This window comes from Paenarthrobacter sp. PAE-2 (assembly GCF_026013155.1).
In the GTDB taxonomy this organism is placed as follows: domain Bacteria; phylum Actinomycetota; class Actinomycetes; order Actinomycetales; family Micrococcaceae; genus Arthrobacter; species Arthrobacter ureafaciens.
This window is the reverse complement of the sequence record NZ_JAPDNV010000002.1, coordinates 1-17415: the sequence shown is the minus strand read 5'-3', so window position 1 is coordinate 17415 and position 17415 is coordinate 1. Positions and strand designations below refer to the sequence as shown.

12 protein-coding genes and 2 tRNA genes are annotated in these 17415 nt (G+C 60.5%); 8 read left to right on the top strand and 6 right to left on the bottom strand.

Translation table 11 applies throughout. The features are described from left to right. Position 1 precedes the first annotated feature (1 nt). A complete protein-coding gene (locus OCL88_RS01115; RefSeq protein ID WP_264961307.1) occupies positions 2-730 on the bottom strand; it encodes a Tat pathway signal protein in 729 nt (242 codons plus the stop codon). A 409-nt stretch (positions 731-1139) separates the two neighbouring features. Here OCL88_RS01115 and OCL88_RS01110 point away from each other — a divergent pair, with 409 nt between their 5' ends. The 6 genes from OCL88_RS01110 (at position 1140) to OCL88_RS01085 (ending at position 9389) form a co-directional block, all read left to right on the top strand. Next, positions 1140-1796 (top strand): MOSC domain-containing protein, encoded by a 657-nt coding sequence (locus OCL88_RS01110; protein ID WP_264961306.1) that lies wholly within the window; start codon positions 1140-1142, stop codon positions 1794-1796. Between the two features lie 407 nt (positions 1797-2203). Then, entirely contained in the window at positions 2204-4285 is a 2082-nt protein-coding gene (locus OCL88_RS01105) for a DEAD/DEAH box helicase (RefSeq protein ID WP_264961305.1), read from the top strand. Between the two features lie 116 nt (positions 4286-4401). Further along, entirely contained in the window at positions 4402-4875 is a 474-nt protein-coding gene (locus OCL88_RS01100; protein ID WP_264961304.1) for a LysM peptidoglycan-binding domain-containing protein, read from the top strand. A gap of 117 nt (positions 4876-4992) precedes the next feature. Continuing rightward, a tRNA-Thr gene (locus tag OCL88_RS01095) sits at positions 4993-5064 on the top strand. A 60-nt stretch (positions 5065-5124) separates the two neighbouring features. Next, positions 5125-5201, top strand: a tRNA-Met gene (locus OCL88_RS01090). An 849-nt stretch (positions 5202-6050) separates the two neighbouring features. Beyond that, positions 6051-9389: a type ISP restriction/modification enzyme gene (locus OCL88_RS01085; RefSeq protein WP_264961303.1), complete on the top strand. Its 3339-nt coding sequence runs from the start codon at positions 6051-6053 to the stop codon at positions 9387-9389. Positions 9390-9708: 319 nt separating this feature from the next. Here OCL88_RS01085 and OCL88_RS01080 read toward each other — a convergent pair whose 3' ends face one another. The 4 genes from OCL88_RS01080 to OCL88_RS01065 all read right to left on the bottom strand — a co-directional run bounded on the left by OCL88_RS01080 (position 9709) and on the right by OCL88_RS01065 (position 14353). Further along, on the bottom strand, positions 9709-12279 hold the full coding sequence (locus OCL88_RS01080) for a helicase C-terminal domain-containing protein (RefSeq protein WP_264961302.1): 2571 nt from the start codon (positions 12277-12279) through the stop codon (positions 9709-9711). 154 nt (positions 12280-12433) lie between these two features. Beyond that, positions 12434-13480, bottom strand: coding sequence for a helix-turn-helix domain-containing protein (locus OCL88_RS01075; protein ID WP_264961301.1), 1047 nt, complete (start codon positions 13478-13480; stop codon positions 12434-12436). Then, complete coding sequence (locus OCL88_RS01070; RefSeq protein ID WP_264961300.1) at positions 13480-13965, bottom strand: hypothetical protein; 486 nt, start codon at positions 13963-13965, stop codon at positions 13480-13482. The genes OCL88_RS01075 and OCL88_RS01070 overlap by 1 nt, the downstream gene beginning before the upstream one ends. A 274-nt stretch (positions 13966-14239) precedes the next feature. Continuing rightward, positions 14240-14353 (bottom strand): helix-turn-helix domain-containing protein, encoded by a 114-nt coding sequence (locus tag OCL88_RS01065; protein ID WP_264961299.1) that lies wholly within the window; start codon positions 14351-14353, stop codon positions 14240-14242. A gap of 61 nt (positions 14354-14414) precedes the next feature. Here OCL88_RS01065 and OCL88_RS01060 point away from each other — a divergent pair, with 61 nt between their 5' ends. Further along, a complete protein-coding gene (locus OCL88_RS01060; RefSeq protein WP_264961298.1) occupies positions 14415-15320 on the top strand; it encodes a hypothetical protein in 906 nt (301 codons plus the stop codon). Between the two features lie 268 nt (positions 15321-15588). Here OCL88_RS01060 and OCL88_RS01055 read toward each other — a convergent pair whose 3' ends face one another. Next, complete coding sequence (locus tag OCL88_RS01055; RefSeq protein WP_264961297.1) at positions 15589-15900, bottom strand: helix-turn-helix domain-containing protein; 312 nt, start codon at positions 15898-15900, stop codon at positions 15589-15591. Positions 15901-15906: 6 nt separating this feature from the next. Between OCL88_RS01055 and OCL88_RS21230 the strand changes: the two genes are divergently transcribed. Next, complete coding sequence (locus OCL88_RS21230; RefSeq protein WP_413775440.1) at positions 15907-17355, top strand: endonuclease VII domain-containing protein; 1449 nt, start codon at positions 15907-15909, stop codon at positions 17353-17355. Positions 17356-17415 lie beyond the last annotated feature (60 nt).

The window sequence follows — 17415 nt, the reverse complement described above, 5'->3', positions numbered from 1 at the left end:
CCTAGCCCCCCGAGCTTCCGCTTTTGGAGCTGCTGCCAAAGCCGCCGCGGCTGACCGTGCCGCCCTTGGTGCTGTATCCCTTGGAGGTTTTGGCTCCCTGCGGGGCTGTCTTGGTGTAGCTCGGGTACGAACTCCGGTTCTGCCCCACAGCCGGCACGGAAGCGCCCCGGGAGTAGAAGTACCAGGCATAGACACCCGAGCTGCGTCCTGCCGAGCTGCTGTTGTTGCACTGATCGTCGTTGACGCGCTCGCCGGTTTCCTCGTTGAAGCAAACCTGTGCGTAATCGGCTTCAGCCTCGTTGCTGGCGACGATTGCCGTGATGGTGCCTGCAAGGAGCGCGGTGACGCCCAAACCTACGACGACGGTGCGGCGCTGGGAGCGCTTCTTCCTCGCCGCTTCCCGGTGTGCTTCGCGTTCGCGTTCCTTCTCGAACGGGTTGACGACGGGCAGGAAACCAGCCGGGGCGTCCTGGTCCTGGCCCTTGCCCTGTCCGGGTTTGCCCTGTGGGGATTTGCCCTGACCGGGCTTGCCCTGTGGGGACTTGCCCTGCCGGGGCTGTCCTTGGCCGGTGGTGCCCTGCGTGGGCTGCGCCAGGCCGGGATGCAGCTCCGGCTTGGGTACTTGCCACGGCGGCGGCTTTGGCTGATTCCTGCCCGTACCGGGATCGCCGTTACCGCGCCCGTCGCCGGCGTTGGCACCGGTGCCGTCAGGGCTGTCTTGCGGGTCCATGTGTATCCCCCTGGATAGACCGTCGGAGTGTCCGGCGAGGGCCGGAGCGGAATGCTGAAAGCAAGCCTAGTCCCTGCGTCCGCCACTGGCATTCCTGACATCCGGTTGTGGGTAGAACTACCCGTCCCTTCACCCGCGGTGGTGGCTGAACGGCCCAAACCAAGCCAGCCGCCGTCGTCATTCACTGCGCACCGCCTTGGCTCAATCCCGGAGCTGTGCCGCCACGACCCACTTTGGGAGGAAGAGGGCTGCCGGGCCCCCCTGGGACGGCGTGTCTCCGGGTTTCGCCGCTCAAAGTGGGTCGCGGCGGTACGTCGGCAGGGCGCACACAACGCATGGATAAAGAGTCCCCGCTCCCGACGGCGCTGCACAGGGTGTCCAAAGGCGTGGCTTCCGTAGACTGTTCCCCATGAAAACTGCTTCCGTTCTTGCTGTTTGCCGCGTGCACCAGTTGTTGCCGGACCTCGAAGGCGGCGTTGGGGTGACGGCGATCGACAAACGTCCTATAGCCGGACCGGTCAAAGTACACAAGCTGGGTGTCCACGGGGACGTGCAGGCCAGCCGGAAGCACCATGGGGGAGAGGACCAGGCCCTCTACGCGTACTCCCAGGACGACGCCGACTACTGGTCGGGGGAGCTCGGACGGGACATTGCCCCGGGGACATTCGGCGAAAACCTGCGCGTGGCAGGCATCGAAACCACGGGAGCCGTCATCGGGGAACGATGGAAGATCGGCCTGGACCTGGAAGTGGAAGTGACCTCGCCCCGGGTCCCTTGCGCCACCTTCCAACGCGTGCTGAAGGAACCCGGGTGGGTGAAGCGGTTCACCGAGGCCGGCCGTGTGGGCACCTACCTGAGGGTCATCAAGACCGGCAGCGTGTCCGCAGGCGACTACATCCACCGCACGTTTGTACCCCGGCACGGAATCACCGTGGGCCAGTGGTTCAGCGAGCCCACCCCGGAGATGGTCCAGGCCCTGCTCGACGCCGAGGCTGACGGGGAGATCCGGTTGCAGGACGATTACCACAAGGAGTTCGCGAAAGTCCTGCGTCGCAACGGACTCTAGGGGCCCCTGGACAGCCCACTCCGGGCAAGGCCGGAGGGGGAGTGTGCGCAAGCTCTCACGCCCCCAGGCCCTTCACGGGTCGCGGAGTGGCTGCCGCGTACCCTACACTGGATATATCCCCCACTCCGGAATTCCCTTTTTCCTGCCCAATTCTTGAGGCAGGACTGGTAAGTGTTGGGGCCCGCAAACTGTGTGCGGGCATTTTCATAGGGAGCGCCGGCTAAAGAAAACGCTGTACAGACTGCTGGGATAGCAGCCAAGAGATGCAGCGCGAAGTCCTGCCATGGGATTGCGACAGCGCCGGACTTCTGCGAGAGCAGGGCACCCTTGCTTGGCTTTCGCGTGTACTGCGGCCAAGCCCAACCGGGCCGCGCCGACTGCCCCTATGGATGAGGAATTTCCCCCTAATGCCAGACACTCTCAATGAGAACCTCGACGCCGCCACTGAATCTGCCGAAGCAGCAGTGACCACCGCTGACGCTGCCGAAACCGCCGAAACGCAGCCGGCCGTCGAGACCCCCGCTTCCGCTCCCGCAGCAGAGTCCGCTCCCGCAGCAGAAGAAGAGGAAGAGGGCGTTCGTTTCACCGACCTCGGCCTTGACGGTCGCGTGCTCGCAGCCCTTCAGGACGTCGGCTACGAGAAGCCGTCGCCGATCCAGGCTGCCACCATTCCGCTGCTCCTCGAAGGCCGCGACGTCGTCGGACTGGCCCAGACCGGTACCGGCAAGACCGCAGCGTTCGCTGTTCCCGCCCTTTCCCGCCTGGCTGAGCTGCACGACCTCAACGGCCCCTCACGCAAGACCCAGGCCCTGGTCCTGGCCCCGACGCGTGAACTCGCCCTCCAGGTTGCTGAAGCCTTCACCTCCTACGCCAAGCACATGGACGACTTCACCGTGCTGCCCGTCTACGGTGGTTCGGCCTACGGTCCCCAGCTCGCAGGCCTTCGCCGCGGTGCCCAGGTTGTTGTGGGCACGCCGGGCCGCGTGATCGACCACATCTCCAAGGGTTCCCTGGACCTTTCCGAACTCCAGTACCTGGTGCTGGATGAAGCGGACGAGATGCTGCGCATGGGCTTTGCCGATGACGTGGAGCAGATCTTCCAGGAGACCCCGGAAACCCGCCAGGTGGCGCTGTTCTCCGCCACCATGCCCGGCCAGATCCGCCGCATGTCCAAGCAGTACCTGAACAACCCGGCGGAAATTTCGGTCAAGTCCAAGACCTCCACGGGTTCCAACATCCGCCAGCGCTACCTGCAGGTCATGGGCCCGCACAAGCTGGACGCGATGACCCGCATCCTCGAGGTTGAAGAGTTCGACGGCGTTATCGCCTTCGTGCGGACCAAGATGGCTACCGAGGACCTCGCCGACAAACTGAAGGCCCGCGGTTTCCAGGCCGCCGCCATCAACGGCGACATTCCCCAGCAGCAGCGTGAACGCACGGTGGACGCCCTGCGTGAGGGCCGCATCGACATCCTGGTGGCTACCGACGTCGCCGCCCGTGGCCTCGACGTGGAGCGCATCAGCCACGTGGTGAACTACGACATCCCGCACGACACCGAGTCCTACGTCCACCGCATCGGCCGTACGGGTCGTGCAGGACGCAGCGGTGACGCCATCCTCTTCATGACGCCGCGCGAGAAGTACCTGCTGCGTGCCATCGAGAAGGCGACCCGCCAGCCTGTCGAGCAGATGCACCTGCCCACGGCCGAGACGGTCAACTCGCTGCGCTTGGGCAAGTTCGCAGAGCGCATCACGGAGACCCTCGAATCCGAGGACGTCGCGCTGTTCCGCGACCTGATTGCCTCCTACGAAGAAGAGCACAAGGTCCCGGCCGCAGAGATCGCTGCAGCGCTCGCAGTCATGGCACAGGGCGGCCAGCCGCTCCTGGTCAAGGACCTTCCCGCTGCACCGGAATTCCAGAAGCGCGAACGTTCCAAGGACGGCTTCAACTCCCGCGGCCCGTCCCGCACCCTCACCGAGGGCAACGCGACCTACCGGATCGCGGTTGGACGCCGTCAGCGCGTGATGCCCGGTTCCATCGTGGGCGCCATTGCCAACGAGGGCGGTATCTCGTCCTCGCAGATCGGTGGCATCGACATCCGCTCGGACCACTCCCTGGTTGAACTGCCTGCAGACCTCAGCCCGGAGCAGCTGCGCGCCCTGTCCCGCACCCGCATCGGCGGCGAACTGATCCACCTCGAGCTGGACACGGGACGCAAGCCGAACCGTGACGGAGACCGTGGCGGTCGTGGCGGCAACTTCAAGGGCAACGGTGGCTTCAAGAAGGAGTTCCGCCGGCACGACGGCGAGCGTTCCTCCGCTGACCGCGGCGGACGCTCCTACAGCGAGCGTACGTCCGGTAGCTACGGTGACCGTGACCGCGGCCAGTCCGGCGGCTCCCGTTTCGGCGGCCATGGTGACGGCGCCCGCAAGCCCCGCGGCGGCGGCGAAGGCGGCCACCGCGACTTCAACCGCAAGGGCAAGTGGTAAACACTACTGAATGATCCAAGGGTCGGCTTTAGAGCCGGCCCTTGGGCGTTTAACGTGATCCTTCAACGCCCGCACACGGGTTCACAGCCGGCAGGCCCCGCGCTTACGATCGAGCCATGGGATTCCTGGATAACGTGAAAAAGAACCTCGGCCTGGGCGGGAAAGATCATGGCGGGAAGGATCACGGCGGGGAGGCATCGGCCCGGAGCCAGGCGGCAGAGGATAGTGCCGCCGTCGAGGTTTCCGCCTCGGACCGGGAGGCGGCCGAAGCTGCGGCAGCCCAGGCCACAGAGCAGCAGGAGGCAGCGAACCGGGCTGCGGCGGAGCAAGCGCATCAGGCGGGCGTGGAACCGCAGGATCCGGAAGTCCGCCCGGAGGCCCGGGAAGCGGCTGCTACGGCCGCAGCGGAGGCGGGACAACAAGGGCCGGTGGCACCGCAGGTCACTGAGGTTGTGGTGGAGCCCGGGGACACCATGCGGGGGATCGCAGCGCAGTTCGGCGTGGACCTCGGAGCACTGATCGCGACCAACAGTGATACGGTCCCCAACCCGGACGCAATCTACCCCGGGCAGGTCCTTCGCTTGCCCTGAAAAAGGTGAATTGAGAGCAGGAAAATCGCGCGTCCGCAAATTGTGTCGACGCCGCTTTTCCCTGTCTTTGCGCCGATTTGGAGCTTCGGAAAACCTCCGGTAGAGTATTTACTCGTTGCCCCCCTAGCTCAGTGGTAGAGCGCGTTCTTGGTAAGAACGAGGTCACCGGATCGATTCCGGTGGGGGGCTCTGGATGAGGGCCTGCGTCAAGGCGGTTTGACCGGCTTGACGCAGGCTTTTCTCATCCGTGGCGGTGTAGCTCAGTTGGTTAGAGCGCACGACTCATAATCGTGAGGTCGGGAGATCGAGCCTCCCCACCGCTACCAGATATAACCCCCGGAATCCGCGAGATTCCGGGGGTTTCCTCCGTCCCAAGGCATGCCCCGGATTCTGGCGAGATTCCACTCGATTCCCCCTAAACCTTCACCTTTCTCTCGGTCGTGGATGTTTTGTGGATGTCCTGGGCTGGCCGCCGAGCTGGTGTCGTCGGCCGGCGTCAGTTCGCGCTACGTCCGAGCTGCGTGTCCAGTTGTCGGCCACAGGGTCGGTATTGTCGGCGGGCCGACGGCGCTCTGCGGTCCGGCACGACGTCGATGGGCCGACGGGGCGGTTACCCTGTTCCAGATGCTTTCTGGCGCCTCCAGCAGCCCTCAGGGGCTGTCGGAAGAGGTCGCGGGGAAGGGTACGCCCTGTATCGTCGACGAACTCGTGTTGGAGATTTGTGATTACACATCTCCGGAAGGACGCTTCGAGTGGTGCGCTTCCTACTGAAAATCGAAGGGTCACCGGATCGACGCCGGTCGGAGCCACCAGCTAGAACCCCGCCGTTCCCAGTATTTACAAGGGAAACGACAGGGTTTTTTCGCATCTGGAGCGAACTGAGGGTTCAGCATGAATCAGCCGAAATCAGGCACGACCTGTGACGCCCCTCTGGTATGGCCTTGGTAGCCGTTCCTTGCTGGCGGCTGGCCTCTGCATCAGTCAGAAGGTCGGCCCGGCTCACGACGTCTCGTGATCACTGGTCCGTACCCCGCAGTACAGGCCACCCTGATCCCCTTAGTTTTTCTTGATCGATCGGCCCTGGAAGCGCCGGAGCGCGAGCGGGCTACAACGAACCGGAAAGCTTCGGGGCGCGCCGATTAGCGAGTGCGACTTCGAGGGGGTTGAATACCAGCATGGGGATAAATGAATCAGTTGCTTCCGCTGTTTCGGACTTCGGCAAAGCAGCCAAGGCGAAACTAACGGCACTATCTATGTCGGGCCAGCCCGAGGACCAACTCCGTGGTCCCATTGAGCAGCTCTGGGCTGCATTGTGCTCTGCAACTGACAGGAAAGTTGACCACCTGACTCTTGTTGGGGAGACTTCCCTTGCCGAGTTGTCCGTCCGGCCCGACTATGCGGTCGAGTATGCGGGGACGCTCATAGGATTCATAGAGGTGAAAGCCCCGGGGAAAGGTGCTGACCCCCGTCTCTTCCGCGACCCTCACGACCGAACACAGTGGACAAAACTGCAAGCTCTCCCTAACCTGATCTACTTCGATGGTCAGGAAATGTCATTGTGGCAAAGCGGTCAGTTGGTCGGCTCGATCGCCAAGTTCGGAGGCGGAATAGTAGAAGCGGGCGAGAAGCTCGCGCCGCCGCCCAACTTACTTCAACTCTGGGAAGCGTTCTTCTCTTGGCGGCCGATAGCGCCAAGGACGCCTCACGCGCTTGCCACGATGTCTGCACAGTTGTGCCGCCTGCTCAGGGATGAGGCAGCTGAACAGCTGGCTCTTGAGAACGCCGAATTGGTGGGCCTCATGAATGATTGGAAAGGCCTGCTTTTCCCGGAAGCGACCCCCGCCCAATTCGCTGACTGGTATGCGCAATCAGTCACCTTCGGGCTCCTACTGGCACGCGCCCGTGGTATTGATCTCACTCAAGGCGTAGCTGCTGCTGCCCGCGAGTTGTCAGCAAGCACCCAAACTCTGATCGGTTCGGCACTCCGGGCGCTCGTTGACACCTCAGCTTCACGCGACGCGTTGCAGACTTCCGTTGCCACCATGGGGCGGGTTCTGGCCGTGGTCGACTGGGCAAGGATTTCAAAAAACGATCCCGATGCCTGGCTCTACTTCTACGAAGGATTCCTGCAAACCTACGACAAGAAGCTCAGGAAGAAGACCGGGTCATACTACACTCCCGTGGAAGTCGTTCGTGCAATGGCAGGTTTGGTCGATGAAGCGTTAGTCTCGCACTTAGGCCTGCCTGCAGGAGTCGGTGACGACACTGTGACGATCGTAGATCCCGCGATGGGTACAGGCACTTTCTTACTCGAAATACTCAGACGCATTGCCGAGACTGTCACCGCGGACCAAGGGGTGGGAGCTGTTGGACCGGCTTTGGAAGAGGCACTGCGACGGCTCATCGGTTTCGAAATACAGTTAGGCCCTTTTGCCGTTGCTCAGTTGAGGCTCTTGGCGGAGCTCCATGAGTATGGGGCCGCCTCCGTCGACCCCTCGCTGCTGCGCACATATGTGACGAACACCTTGGAGGATCCTTTCGTTGAAGAGAAATCCCTAGGCAGCTGGTACCAGCCAATAACGGAAGCACGACGTGCTGCCAACAAAGCCAAGGCTGAGGAGGAGATTCTCGTTGTCATTGGTAATCCTCCGTACAAGGACAAGTCCAGAGGGAAAGGCGCATGGATCGAAAGTGGTTCGGACCAATATGACGTGCCTCCTCTGGAAGACTTCTTCCCCCCGAAAGAATGGGGCGTAGGTACCCACACTAAGCATCTTTATAACTTGTACGTGTACTTCTGGCGCTGGGCCATGTGGAAAGTGTTTGACCGGCACAAACTTGCTGACAAGGGTGTAATTTGCTTCATCACTGTGGCAGGGATGCTGCACGGGCCCGGCTTCCAAGGCATGCGGAGAAGCATGCGGGAAAAGGCTGACGATATTTGGGTGATTAACTGCTCTCCTGAAGGCTTTACGCCGCCCGTGAATACCCGTGTGTTTGAAGCCATGAAACATGAAGTCTGCATCGTGCTTGCCGTCAAGAACGGCCGGACTTCGTCCGAGAAGCCCGCGACGGTTCGATATCGAGAACTTGCCCCTGGGCATCGGACGGACAAATTCCTTGAGCTAGAAGGTGTCCGACTGGCTGACGGGGGATGGGCAGATTGTTCTTCAGACTGGCGGGCACCCTTTCTTCCTGCCGGAGGCGACGAATGGCTTGCCTACCCAAGTCTTAGCGACATATTCCGGTATAACGGCTCAGGAACTATGCCAGGCCGCACCTGGGTAATTGACCCGGACTCGGCGACGCTCAAGAAGCGGTGGAAGGCGTTGATAACTGAAAAGGACTTGGCTACCAAACGTCTCTTGATGCAGGAACACTCCAGCGACAGGCGAATCGACACGGTCCCTAAGGACAACCTGCCGGGCTTTCCGCCTATCAACCGGTCGCTTAATGATGAGACTGCGGATTGTCCGGAGCCCATTCAAATCGCATTCCGATCTCTGGACCGCCAGAGAATGATCCCCGACAAGCGCGTTATCAACCGACCCAATCCTTCCTTGTGGTCAGCGCGGTCCGATAAGCAGGCCTGGTTGACCGCCCCGGGGAGCGAGACACCCCTGAACGGTCCGGCATTAACAGCCAGTGGACTCGTCCCCGACCTCGACCACTACAGGGGCCGAGGGGGCCGCGTATTCCCCCTTTGGCTGGACAAAGAAGCTACGGTGTCTAATGTCGTTCCTGGATTGGCAGCGATGTTGGGAGCGAAGTTTGGCGACCCTGTTTCGGACGAAGATTTGTTTGCTTACGTAGCCGGGCTGACGTCCCATGACGCCTATACGACCACTTTCGCGCAAGACCTTGAGACGCCCGGCCTCAGAGTGCCGCTCACAGCATCCGCGGAATTGTTCAAAGCGGTCTCGGCTGCAGGGAGACAAGTAGTGTGGCTGCACTCGTATGGAACACGATTTGTCGACGCGTCTGAGGGGCGCCCCAGCGGAGCGCCCCGCCTGCAAGCAAGCACACGGCCCGCTGTCCCCGCCGGTAAGACGATTCCCACAACTCCCGACGCGATGCCAGAAACGATTGGTTATGATGCCGATGCAGGCGAGCTAACTGTAGGTGCAGGCCGAATCTCGAACGTTACGTCGGAAATGTGGGCATACGAGATATCTGGCAATCAGGTTATCAAGCAGTGGTTCAGTTCCCGGCAGAAGAACAGGGAGAAAGTGGTGATCGGAGACCGAGTTGTCTCTCCTCTTCTGAAAATCCACGGCGACCGATGGACCGCAGAATACACGTCACAGCTCATCGATCTCCTCAACGTCATTGGGATGCTGGTGGAGTTGGAAGTCGAGCAGGCATCTCTGCTGAAACGTGTGCTGGACGCGCCCACCATTTCTGTTGACGATCTGACCGCTGCCGGAGTCTTGCCCGTCCCCGCCAGGGACCGCGTTCCGAAAAACGTCCTCGCGGCTGCAGATTCCGCGGCCGGAAGGCTATTCACGCTCTAGTTTCAGATGCTGTAATGTCTGCGGTCATACATCCTTGTGGCCTCTCGACATACGGCGCCGCGCCGCGCGATTTAGTGATTGCTAAAAGCGCCAAACGGGCCTCCAGCCGGGTCCGACGAAGACGGACGTGAAGAAAAGGCAAGAGGTCGTGAACCTGAGGAGATGGCCTTGGATCATATTCTCCTATGCATGTGCCTTCGTGGTCGAGACGGACGAAACTCGCGTGCCAAGCCACTGGTCCAGCAAAGTGGTTCTGAGGGTTATTCCGCGATGGCGACAAGCACGTTGGACGCCGGCGTGAATGATAGGCCTGCGCTTGTCACCCTCCCGGGAACAGCGACGCTACGTCTTCAGACGTGCGCACTTTGCCGCTTGATGGTGTGAAAAGCCCAGCCAGCGCTCCTGGGGCGGGCAGCAATTTCTCTACTTCAGATCGTGCTGATCCGCGAGCTGAGGCTGACCCGGCATTTCCCAGCGATGAGTATAGGCGTAGCCTGTCGGCCAAAAGGTCGTAAAGCCGCACGGCCGCCGGTTGATGTATGAGCGAAATCTTACTAAGGGCTGCCTCCGCAGATTCGGCGGGAACCTCCAGCGTAGGCGTCAATAGACAGCCTAGGACTCGTGCTTTGGGGGCCCGGCGTGCCTCAACCTCGAGCTGGCCAAGAAGTTGGTTGACATCCCCTCGCGGCACTTCACGAGACTTCCCTGTTTTGACCTCCCATAAGCGTCGTTCACTGTGGCGAACTGTCGTCCACATCCATTTGCAGTCGGTGGCGCTCTGCTCTTTTTGCGGCGGTAGCTCACTAGAGGCTCCGCAGAGTCGAGCTAGAATTCGCAGCCCCTCGCACTGATCATTGTGGCTTCCATCAAGGCGGAGGCGACCGCTAGCTAGAACTGAATCCAGCCTATGGCCCGTCTCCCTTATCCATTCGTCCCAAGCGAAGAAAAGGCGGTCGGTTTCGTCGGCCACAACCTGCTGCCCACCGCTCAATCCCGCCGCGGACACGGCAAGACGTCGAAACCAGGCCGTCCGTGGCCCATTCTCCACAACGTCATCCAAGATGCGTTTCGCTTCGGACCTACCAGCCTCGTTTCCGGCATCGAAGTGGATGTGAGCTTCTACGTATCGCCAGAACGCAGAGTGTTCGGCTTCACCTACTTTCGCAAGGTCCGTTGCTGCTTGCTGCGCCGCGGAAGCGGCACTCGTATGGCTTCCTATCCACAGGTCCGTTGATGCAGTGATCTCGTGGTTGGCACTCGAGCCTTCGACGCCGGCACTTGCACGGCCAGGGCGTTTCTTCTTTGGCTCGGGAGGGGCCGATTGCGAGGTCGAGATGGACGGGACTGGCGTGTCGCTCAGGTATGCGAGAGAAGCTTGGACAGTTGGCTCCCAGCCCGTCTCGAAGAGTTCCAGGGCGTCCCGAATATAGGTCTGCGCACTGTCTGGGATGGAGCCCCTAACCGCACGGTCGGCCAGCACCTGGCCAAACCTAGGATCAAGCCCAACGTATAGCGACTTATCGGACGGTGTGCGGTTGGCCCTGCCCAAGGCTTGGGTCACCCTCTGACCGACCCTATGACGCATGTGGGTGGCGTCCCCCAAATAGGCTGCCACAAATCGTTCGAACTCTGTACTTGCCTGAGGGATGCCAACTATGAACACCAACCGGCATACGTCCCCGGGGAAGTCGAGGCCGTCGTACCGGCCAGCAGTTATCAGATGTCCACTTTTCGCTTGAACCCAATGATCGAGTGCTGAGTCATTCCCCGCGCGTAGGCGGTAGGTAGTCTCGTTGGACTCCAGGAGGGCGCGTTCGATTTCGTCAGCCTCGCTGTTGCTTGCGCACAACCATGCGGCACGGTCATTTGCCGCACGGCTCAGGGCCAAGGTCCATGAAATGACTGAGTCGGAATTCGGCAGGTCCACTGTCGGATTCAGCACCAGACGGCGTGTTCCGGTCTCCCCGTCAGGGAGCGTACGCTCCGGCACCAACCGCAGAATGGGTCCCGTCCCAAGACGACGTTGTAGGTCGTCCATAGAACCCAGCGTTGCTGACATGTACAGGCGTTGTTGCGCCTTGTTGTGCCACTGATTTAGCGCTGTCGGCGGGTGGTAGGGACGCATCTCTATGGCGGAAGGACCTATCAGGACGCCGCAACGTTTGAGGCGGCCCTGGATGTCGCGCCAAACATACCTCGGCTCACCCTTGGCGATGAACGTGGACTGAGCGATTAGGGACTCCACAGAAGCTGAAACTTCCGCCCAATCGCTAAAGGAGATCAACTCGGGGGCAGCGCCTGGCAGTGCCGTTCCTTCCCTCATGGCCCTAAGTCCTGGATAGTTGTCGGCCCGCGCTAGGATCTTGTCGCAGATTGCCCTGTAGAGGGTATTGGAGGTCTCGCCGGCGTAGGGAATGCGAAGTGTATTTTGTCCGCTGAGTGGTTGTTCAGCCAGATGAGCGTCATCGAAAATGACTAGATCTGCGGGCTGGGGCACCGGGCTGCTATTAAAGTAAACCCAGTAGTTCATCACACCAACGGCCTGAGCCTGGTGGTAGTCGTCGAGGGCGGTCGGGCCGTAATTCTTGGAGGCAAAACGCACAGTATCCAGCCCCAGCTTTGCAGCCTCCTGTTCCACGTGTTCCGCTAACTGTCTGGTCCCAGTTAGATACGCCACAGACCAACCGCGGTCTAATGCATAATCAGCAATGAGCAAGGCCACCAGAGTTTTGCCCTCTCCAGTGGGCATCTCGATTGCCAAGTCCGATTCGTCGAGATACAGTTTCGCGTACTTTTGGAGAACCAGCCGTTGTCCGGGCCGCAAATCCTTAAAAGTCGGCGATTCAAAGGTCGAGAGTCTCTCGTCGAAGTTGGACTCAAGCTTAGACATGAATGCCCTTTCTGGTGTGCGACTTACATATAGGGTACGTAGGTTTGGTGGCCGTCAATACTGAGGCCTCAGTCGCAAGCGAGCACAGCCATGTCTCTGGTCTGGCGGGTTGGGCTCCTACGTCATGGGGCGAGAAGGCGTCTGCCCGAGCCAGCTATGAAACGCTTCTGAGCCCTCTTTGGATCGGCGCGAACGCGTGCGGGCTCCGGCCGGAGTTTTGACCAACTAGCTTAGCGATCTCATCCCGAGTAAGGCCGTTAGCCTGAAGATTTTCCCCAATGGACGTTGCGAGCAAGGCCTGCTCAGGGGCCAATTCGTCGCTTCCAGGCTCAGAGGTCTTCCACCCTCGGGCATTCATCGCCCGATAGAATTTGAGCCGGTCCTCTGCTGATACCTTCCCGAGCCTGTACGCCCGTTCGAAGAGCGCTTGCATCGAAACTCCCCACTCGCGTTTGAGATCCACGAGTTTACCCAGAGAGATACCACCCAGAGAGGGCGAGATCACGCGCTCCGGCATTAGGAACTCAGCAGCGAACTGATTTGCTTGCTCTTCCATATCGAGGTCAGCGTAATTGGAATGCAGGACCAAGTGCCCCAGCTCATGGGCCAAGGTGAGGCGTTTTCTGTCCGTCGGCAGAGATGCATTTAGAAGTATTACTGGGTACTCACTTGCCCATTGGGAGAGCCCGTCCATCCGCCGGGTGCCGAAATCTTCTTCGATAACCAGTACGCCAGCAGACTCGATCCAACGGATCAAATTCCTCACAGGCCCAATTGGGAGGCGCCACTGCGCACGAACGTGAGCTGCCGCCTGGGCGGGCTCCACGCTGTCCGGGTCGAAGGTGGGCACGTGGTTCTCGGCCTGCATGGGCAACCGCTCAAAGAGGTATGAAGATTGCATCCGCACGAGGTTGAGGCGTGCTTCCATTCGCTTCCAATCGGAGGCCTTGGTGGATTTCTGACGTCTCATGTGGGCATCTGCGGCGATGGCGCCCTGCAGCCGAAATGAGTGTTTAAGAAAATCTGCCGAGAGGCCCAAAGCCTCGCCCAGCTTCATCAGGGTGTCCTCGTCGGGAGTCCGCAGATTGTTTTCATAGCGCGAGAGCGCAGCTTGAGTTACGCCAAGCGCCTCCCGTAGCTCCTGTTGCGTGATCCCTGCAGCCTGTCGGGCGGCGAGTATGACGTCACCGATGCCATCCACTAGGAGCCTCGCTGCTGTTCTGATGCGGCAACAACCTGGCTCAAATCCAGAGCCGGTAGGTTGGGCTCGACCGGCGTCCAAGTGATCTCGGTGGTGCCCTCTTCGATTTCGCCTAGTCGGATACACCAGACTGGCTTATCCATGCGATCTCGGTAAGAGATAAGGGCGTCCCCCATCTTTCGTTCGTCGGCGTGCCACATATATCCCATGGCCAGTGGGATCAACTCCATAGTCGGGAGGGCGTCGTCGGTTGACCAGAACGACCGGGCACCGTCAGTGGGATAGCTGGAGATGCGATCGCCCGGGAGATGACGTTTGTAACGTACGACGAAGTTGGCGTTACCGAAGGGGACCACCATCTCCCGTTTCGGTTCTTTGTCCACGATCTGTACCAGGAGGTCTTCGTGGAGCACTTGCTCATTCATCCTGGCCCACAGGCGCTCGTGAATGAAGTTCGCGAGGTAGCGTTCCGAAGACGTGGACATCCAGTCAGGGTGTTGGGAACGATGTGTCTGGTAGTCGACTTGGGTGAGTGCTACGGCACGCCGGAAGCAGTTGACGAAGGGGGACCCGAGCTGGCTGAGAACGTCATCAGCATTTCGCGATGAAAACATACCAGAAAATATACCAGACGCTGACGCGAAATCGGTGGACGCGCAGGGAGCGTGTCCCCGACTGCGCGTTGAGGGGCCCGTCGGGTCTTCGGGAGTGCGCTGGACTCGAGGCTGCCGGGATTGCGTTCCGGTGAGTGCTGCCCCCTTAGGTCCTAGCCTTTGCCAAGTAGCGGTACAGGGTCGCCACGGAGATGCCCAGCGCGTCGGCGATTTCCTGGGGACTCATGACGCCTGCGGCGTGCAATTGCTTCGCCCTCATTATTGGATAGGCGCGACCAAATCTGGAGGGACTCGATACGCTACAACTGTAAGATCCACTCATGACGGCAACCGTGGTTGAGTACGAAGTTGGCACACACGTAATCAACTCAAAATTGCGTGCTGTGCCTACGCATCTGCCAGCCAATTCTGTTTTGGCCTTGGTTAGGGGGCTCACCGAAGCGTTGGCCTTCGCGTTAGTTCTTTCTCCGGAGGGGGGATTCTTGCCGGGGCGCGGTACAACCATTGACAAGCCAGGCATTGATGGGCTGCCCTTTCCTCCGACCCCGGCTAACTTACGAAAAGCGGCCGGCTGGCCTGTTCACCCGATCGATGTTTGGTGGGAACTGGAACCGGAAGAGAAGGTCCGCCCTTTGGGGTATCCGAATGGGGCCACCTTTACGGGGCATAGCGTTCAAGTTTTTTTCGAGAAACCAGCTAACGCGATCGAGTCAGCATCGTGGCTCATCTCGGTCAGGCGTATGGGGTACGGATCCCCCGTAGAAGTCGACTTGGTTATTGCGGCCGTCCAGGCCGTGCCCAGCTTCGCTGCCACGTTTCTGGCATATTTCTTGGGAGGCCGGGCGCAGAAGCGCAAGGTGCTCGGGGAAGCTGCACAGCTTGAGCAGGCGACCCGGCTCGCCGAACTTCAGAGCCCCGACAAGGTTAGGCAACTTAGGGCAGAGATTACGCTGGCTGAAGCGCAGGCGCTAGTTGCTCGGACGGAGGCTGGAATCAAGGCTGCGGAGGCCGACAAGCTGCGGTTAGAGAATGTGCGCAATCGTCTTGCTCTCCTAAAGGAGGTCGAGGAGTACATGGCAAATACCCCCGGAGCAGCAGGGTGGAACCGCGAGCAGCTTTGGTCTTTCCTGGAATCACCTAACCTAGTTGAGACTCTTACGAGCTTTCAGGTATTCGATCCGAAGTTCGAGGTTATAGACGAGGATGGATCTACATCCCAGTACTAGCCAATGCCCATGTTCCACGTAATGCTCGCGATCGCCTGTGGGGGGGTATACCCAGAAGCAGCCGCACTGCAGCCCGGTGGTGGTTAACTCGTTTTTTCGCGTACGGGTTAGAAGCTCGCAGAAGTGGTGCCGACGATTGCCGTGGGGTCCTGGGCGTGGCGAAGGCGGTGCCGTGTTCATCCCACCCGCCAACCCATTAGATCACCTATCCAGCTACCGGCATTTCACGCCAGCGCCGGTTGAAAGCTGGCGTCCTCATCGGCGGTTCTTAGGCACCCATCGGGCGCCGCCCGCCACGGTAGGCCTCGTACTTAGCAGGCGATGTGGGCTCGTTCAGCAGGGCGCTGACAGGTACTTCCAGGGCGTCTGCGATATCCCACAGCCTTTCGTAGGCAACGCTCTTCTTGCCCCATTCCAGCCCAATGATCATGTTTCGGCTCAGTCCGGACTCCAAGGCAAGCGCTTCTTGCGAGATCTCCTGGCCCAGTCGCAGCTCCCGAATGCGCGCACCGACGCTCCGCCGTCGCTCCTCCCACCGAAGAGCCTGCTCTTCGGTTGATTGGGACGGGCGTGTGGGCATGCATCCATGTCAACGAAGATTGTCAGAGTTGTCTGCTCTACTAGTGAGACATGCAAGCTGCGACTTCGGAGGAATGACATGTGGTTGCTGGATGAGGGTGATTCGGAAGAAGGGGAACTCTTGGTGATTGGGGAGGAGCCCCTCCCCGCCGGTGAGGGCCAGGCCCCCACGGGATTGATGCGACGGTCTCCTGATGTCGCCTCCGTGAACGTCGGCGGGAGGCTGCCGATGCGATGTTCGGGCCCCGGCAGAAATGGGGATGAATTTTGCAGCAACCCCACGGAAAGCAAAACATCCCAACTGTGCCGTGCCCACAATGAGCAGAACAGGAAGCACAACGAGCTACGGCCGCTCAGGACGAGGACATCCAAGTCGACGTGCGTTGGGCCCGGGCAAGCAGGCGGTGAGTTGTGCGGGCGGCAGGTATATAGTCGCCCCGTCGGGCAGGATGATGGGATATGCAAAACCCATTACGACCAGATGAGTCGTAGAGGGTTCCTGGGCCCCATCGAACGACGCCTACCTCCCATTCCGGAATTACCGTGCTGGGGGCCTGGCCAGGATGGCAACGACCGCTGCGACCGACCTGCCGAGGGGCGTGAAACACTGCTTTGTTCCCCGCATGATCGGCAACACAAAAGGAATGACGGGGTCTTAAAGCCGATCAGACGGATCAATACGCCCGACGGGCCCTGTATCGGCCCCGGGCCTGACGGTTCCATGTGTGGTCGGCCAATAAGCAACAAAACCCACTCGCTTTGCGGCGGACACTACGGACAGCACAATCGGGACGTGCCCCTCACGCCGTTGAAGCTAACAAGGAAGAGCGGTGAAGTCACGAGATGCAAGTTCCCCGGCTGCCGCTACAACGACGCCCCAGACGCAGGCGGGTACTGCCGCCACCACTGGAGGCAGCACCAGAATGGCTCCGAGCTTAAGGCCCTGAGGGGTAACCCCAACCGCGGTAACGCGGTTCGCCTTAGGGATGAAAGCGGGAACAAGTTTTGCCCCACATGCGAGCAGTGGAAGCCTGAGGATCAGTTCAATCGGGCGTCGCGGTCGAGCGACGGACTGGATTATAGGTGTCGGCGCTGCCAAGGTTCAGCGCAGAAGAAGGCTAGATACGGCATAAGCCTAGACGAATTTGAGGAGTTGCTCCGGATACAAGGGGGCCGGTGCGCAATTTGTCCCGTTGAGGTGGTGGCGGACGGCCGTAGGCTTGCGATAGACCACGACCATCGATGCTGCCCTGGGACCATTTCCTGCGGTAAGTGTATCCGTGGGATCCTCTGCCCGAACTGTAACCGGGGGCTCGGCCTGTTTCAGGAGGATTTTGAACTGGTCAAGGCAGCAGCTGCGTACCTGTTGAGGGCCTCTCACCTCATAGATGTCCCACTTGACAGAAGCCTAGGCGGAGCAGTGCCAGCTGGGCTAGCGGGCACGTCGACACCTTGACGGGATGTCAATGGCCATTGGTTTCTGCCCACGGACGGCCAGTTAATCGGCCCGCTGGTG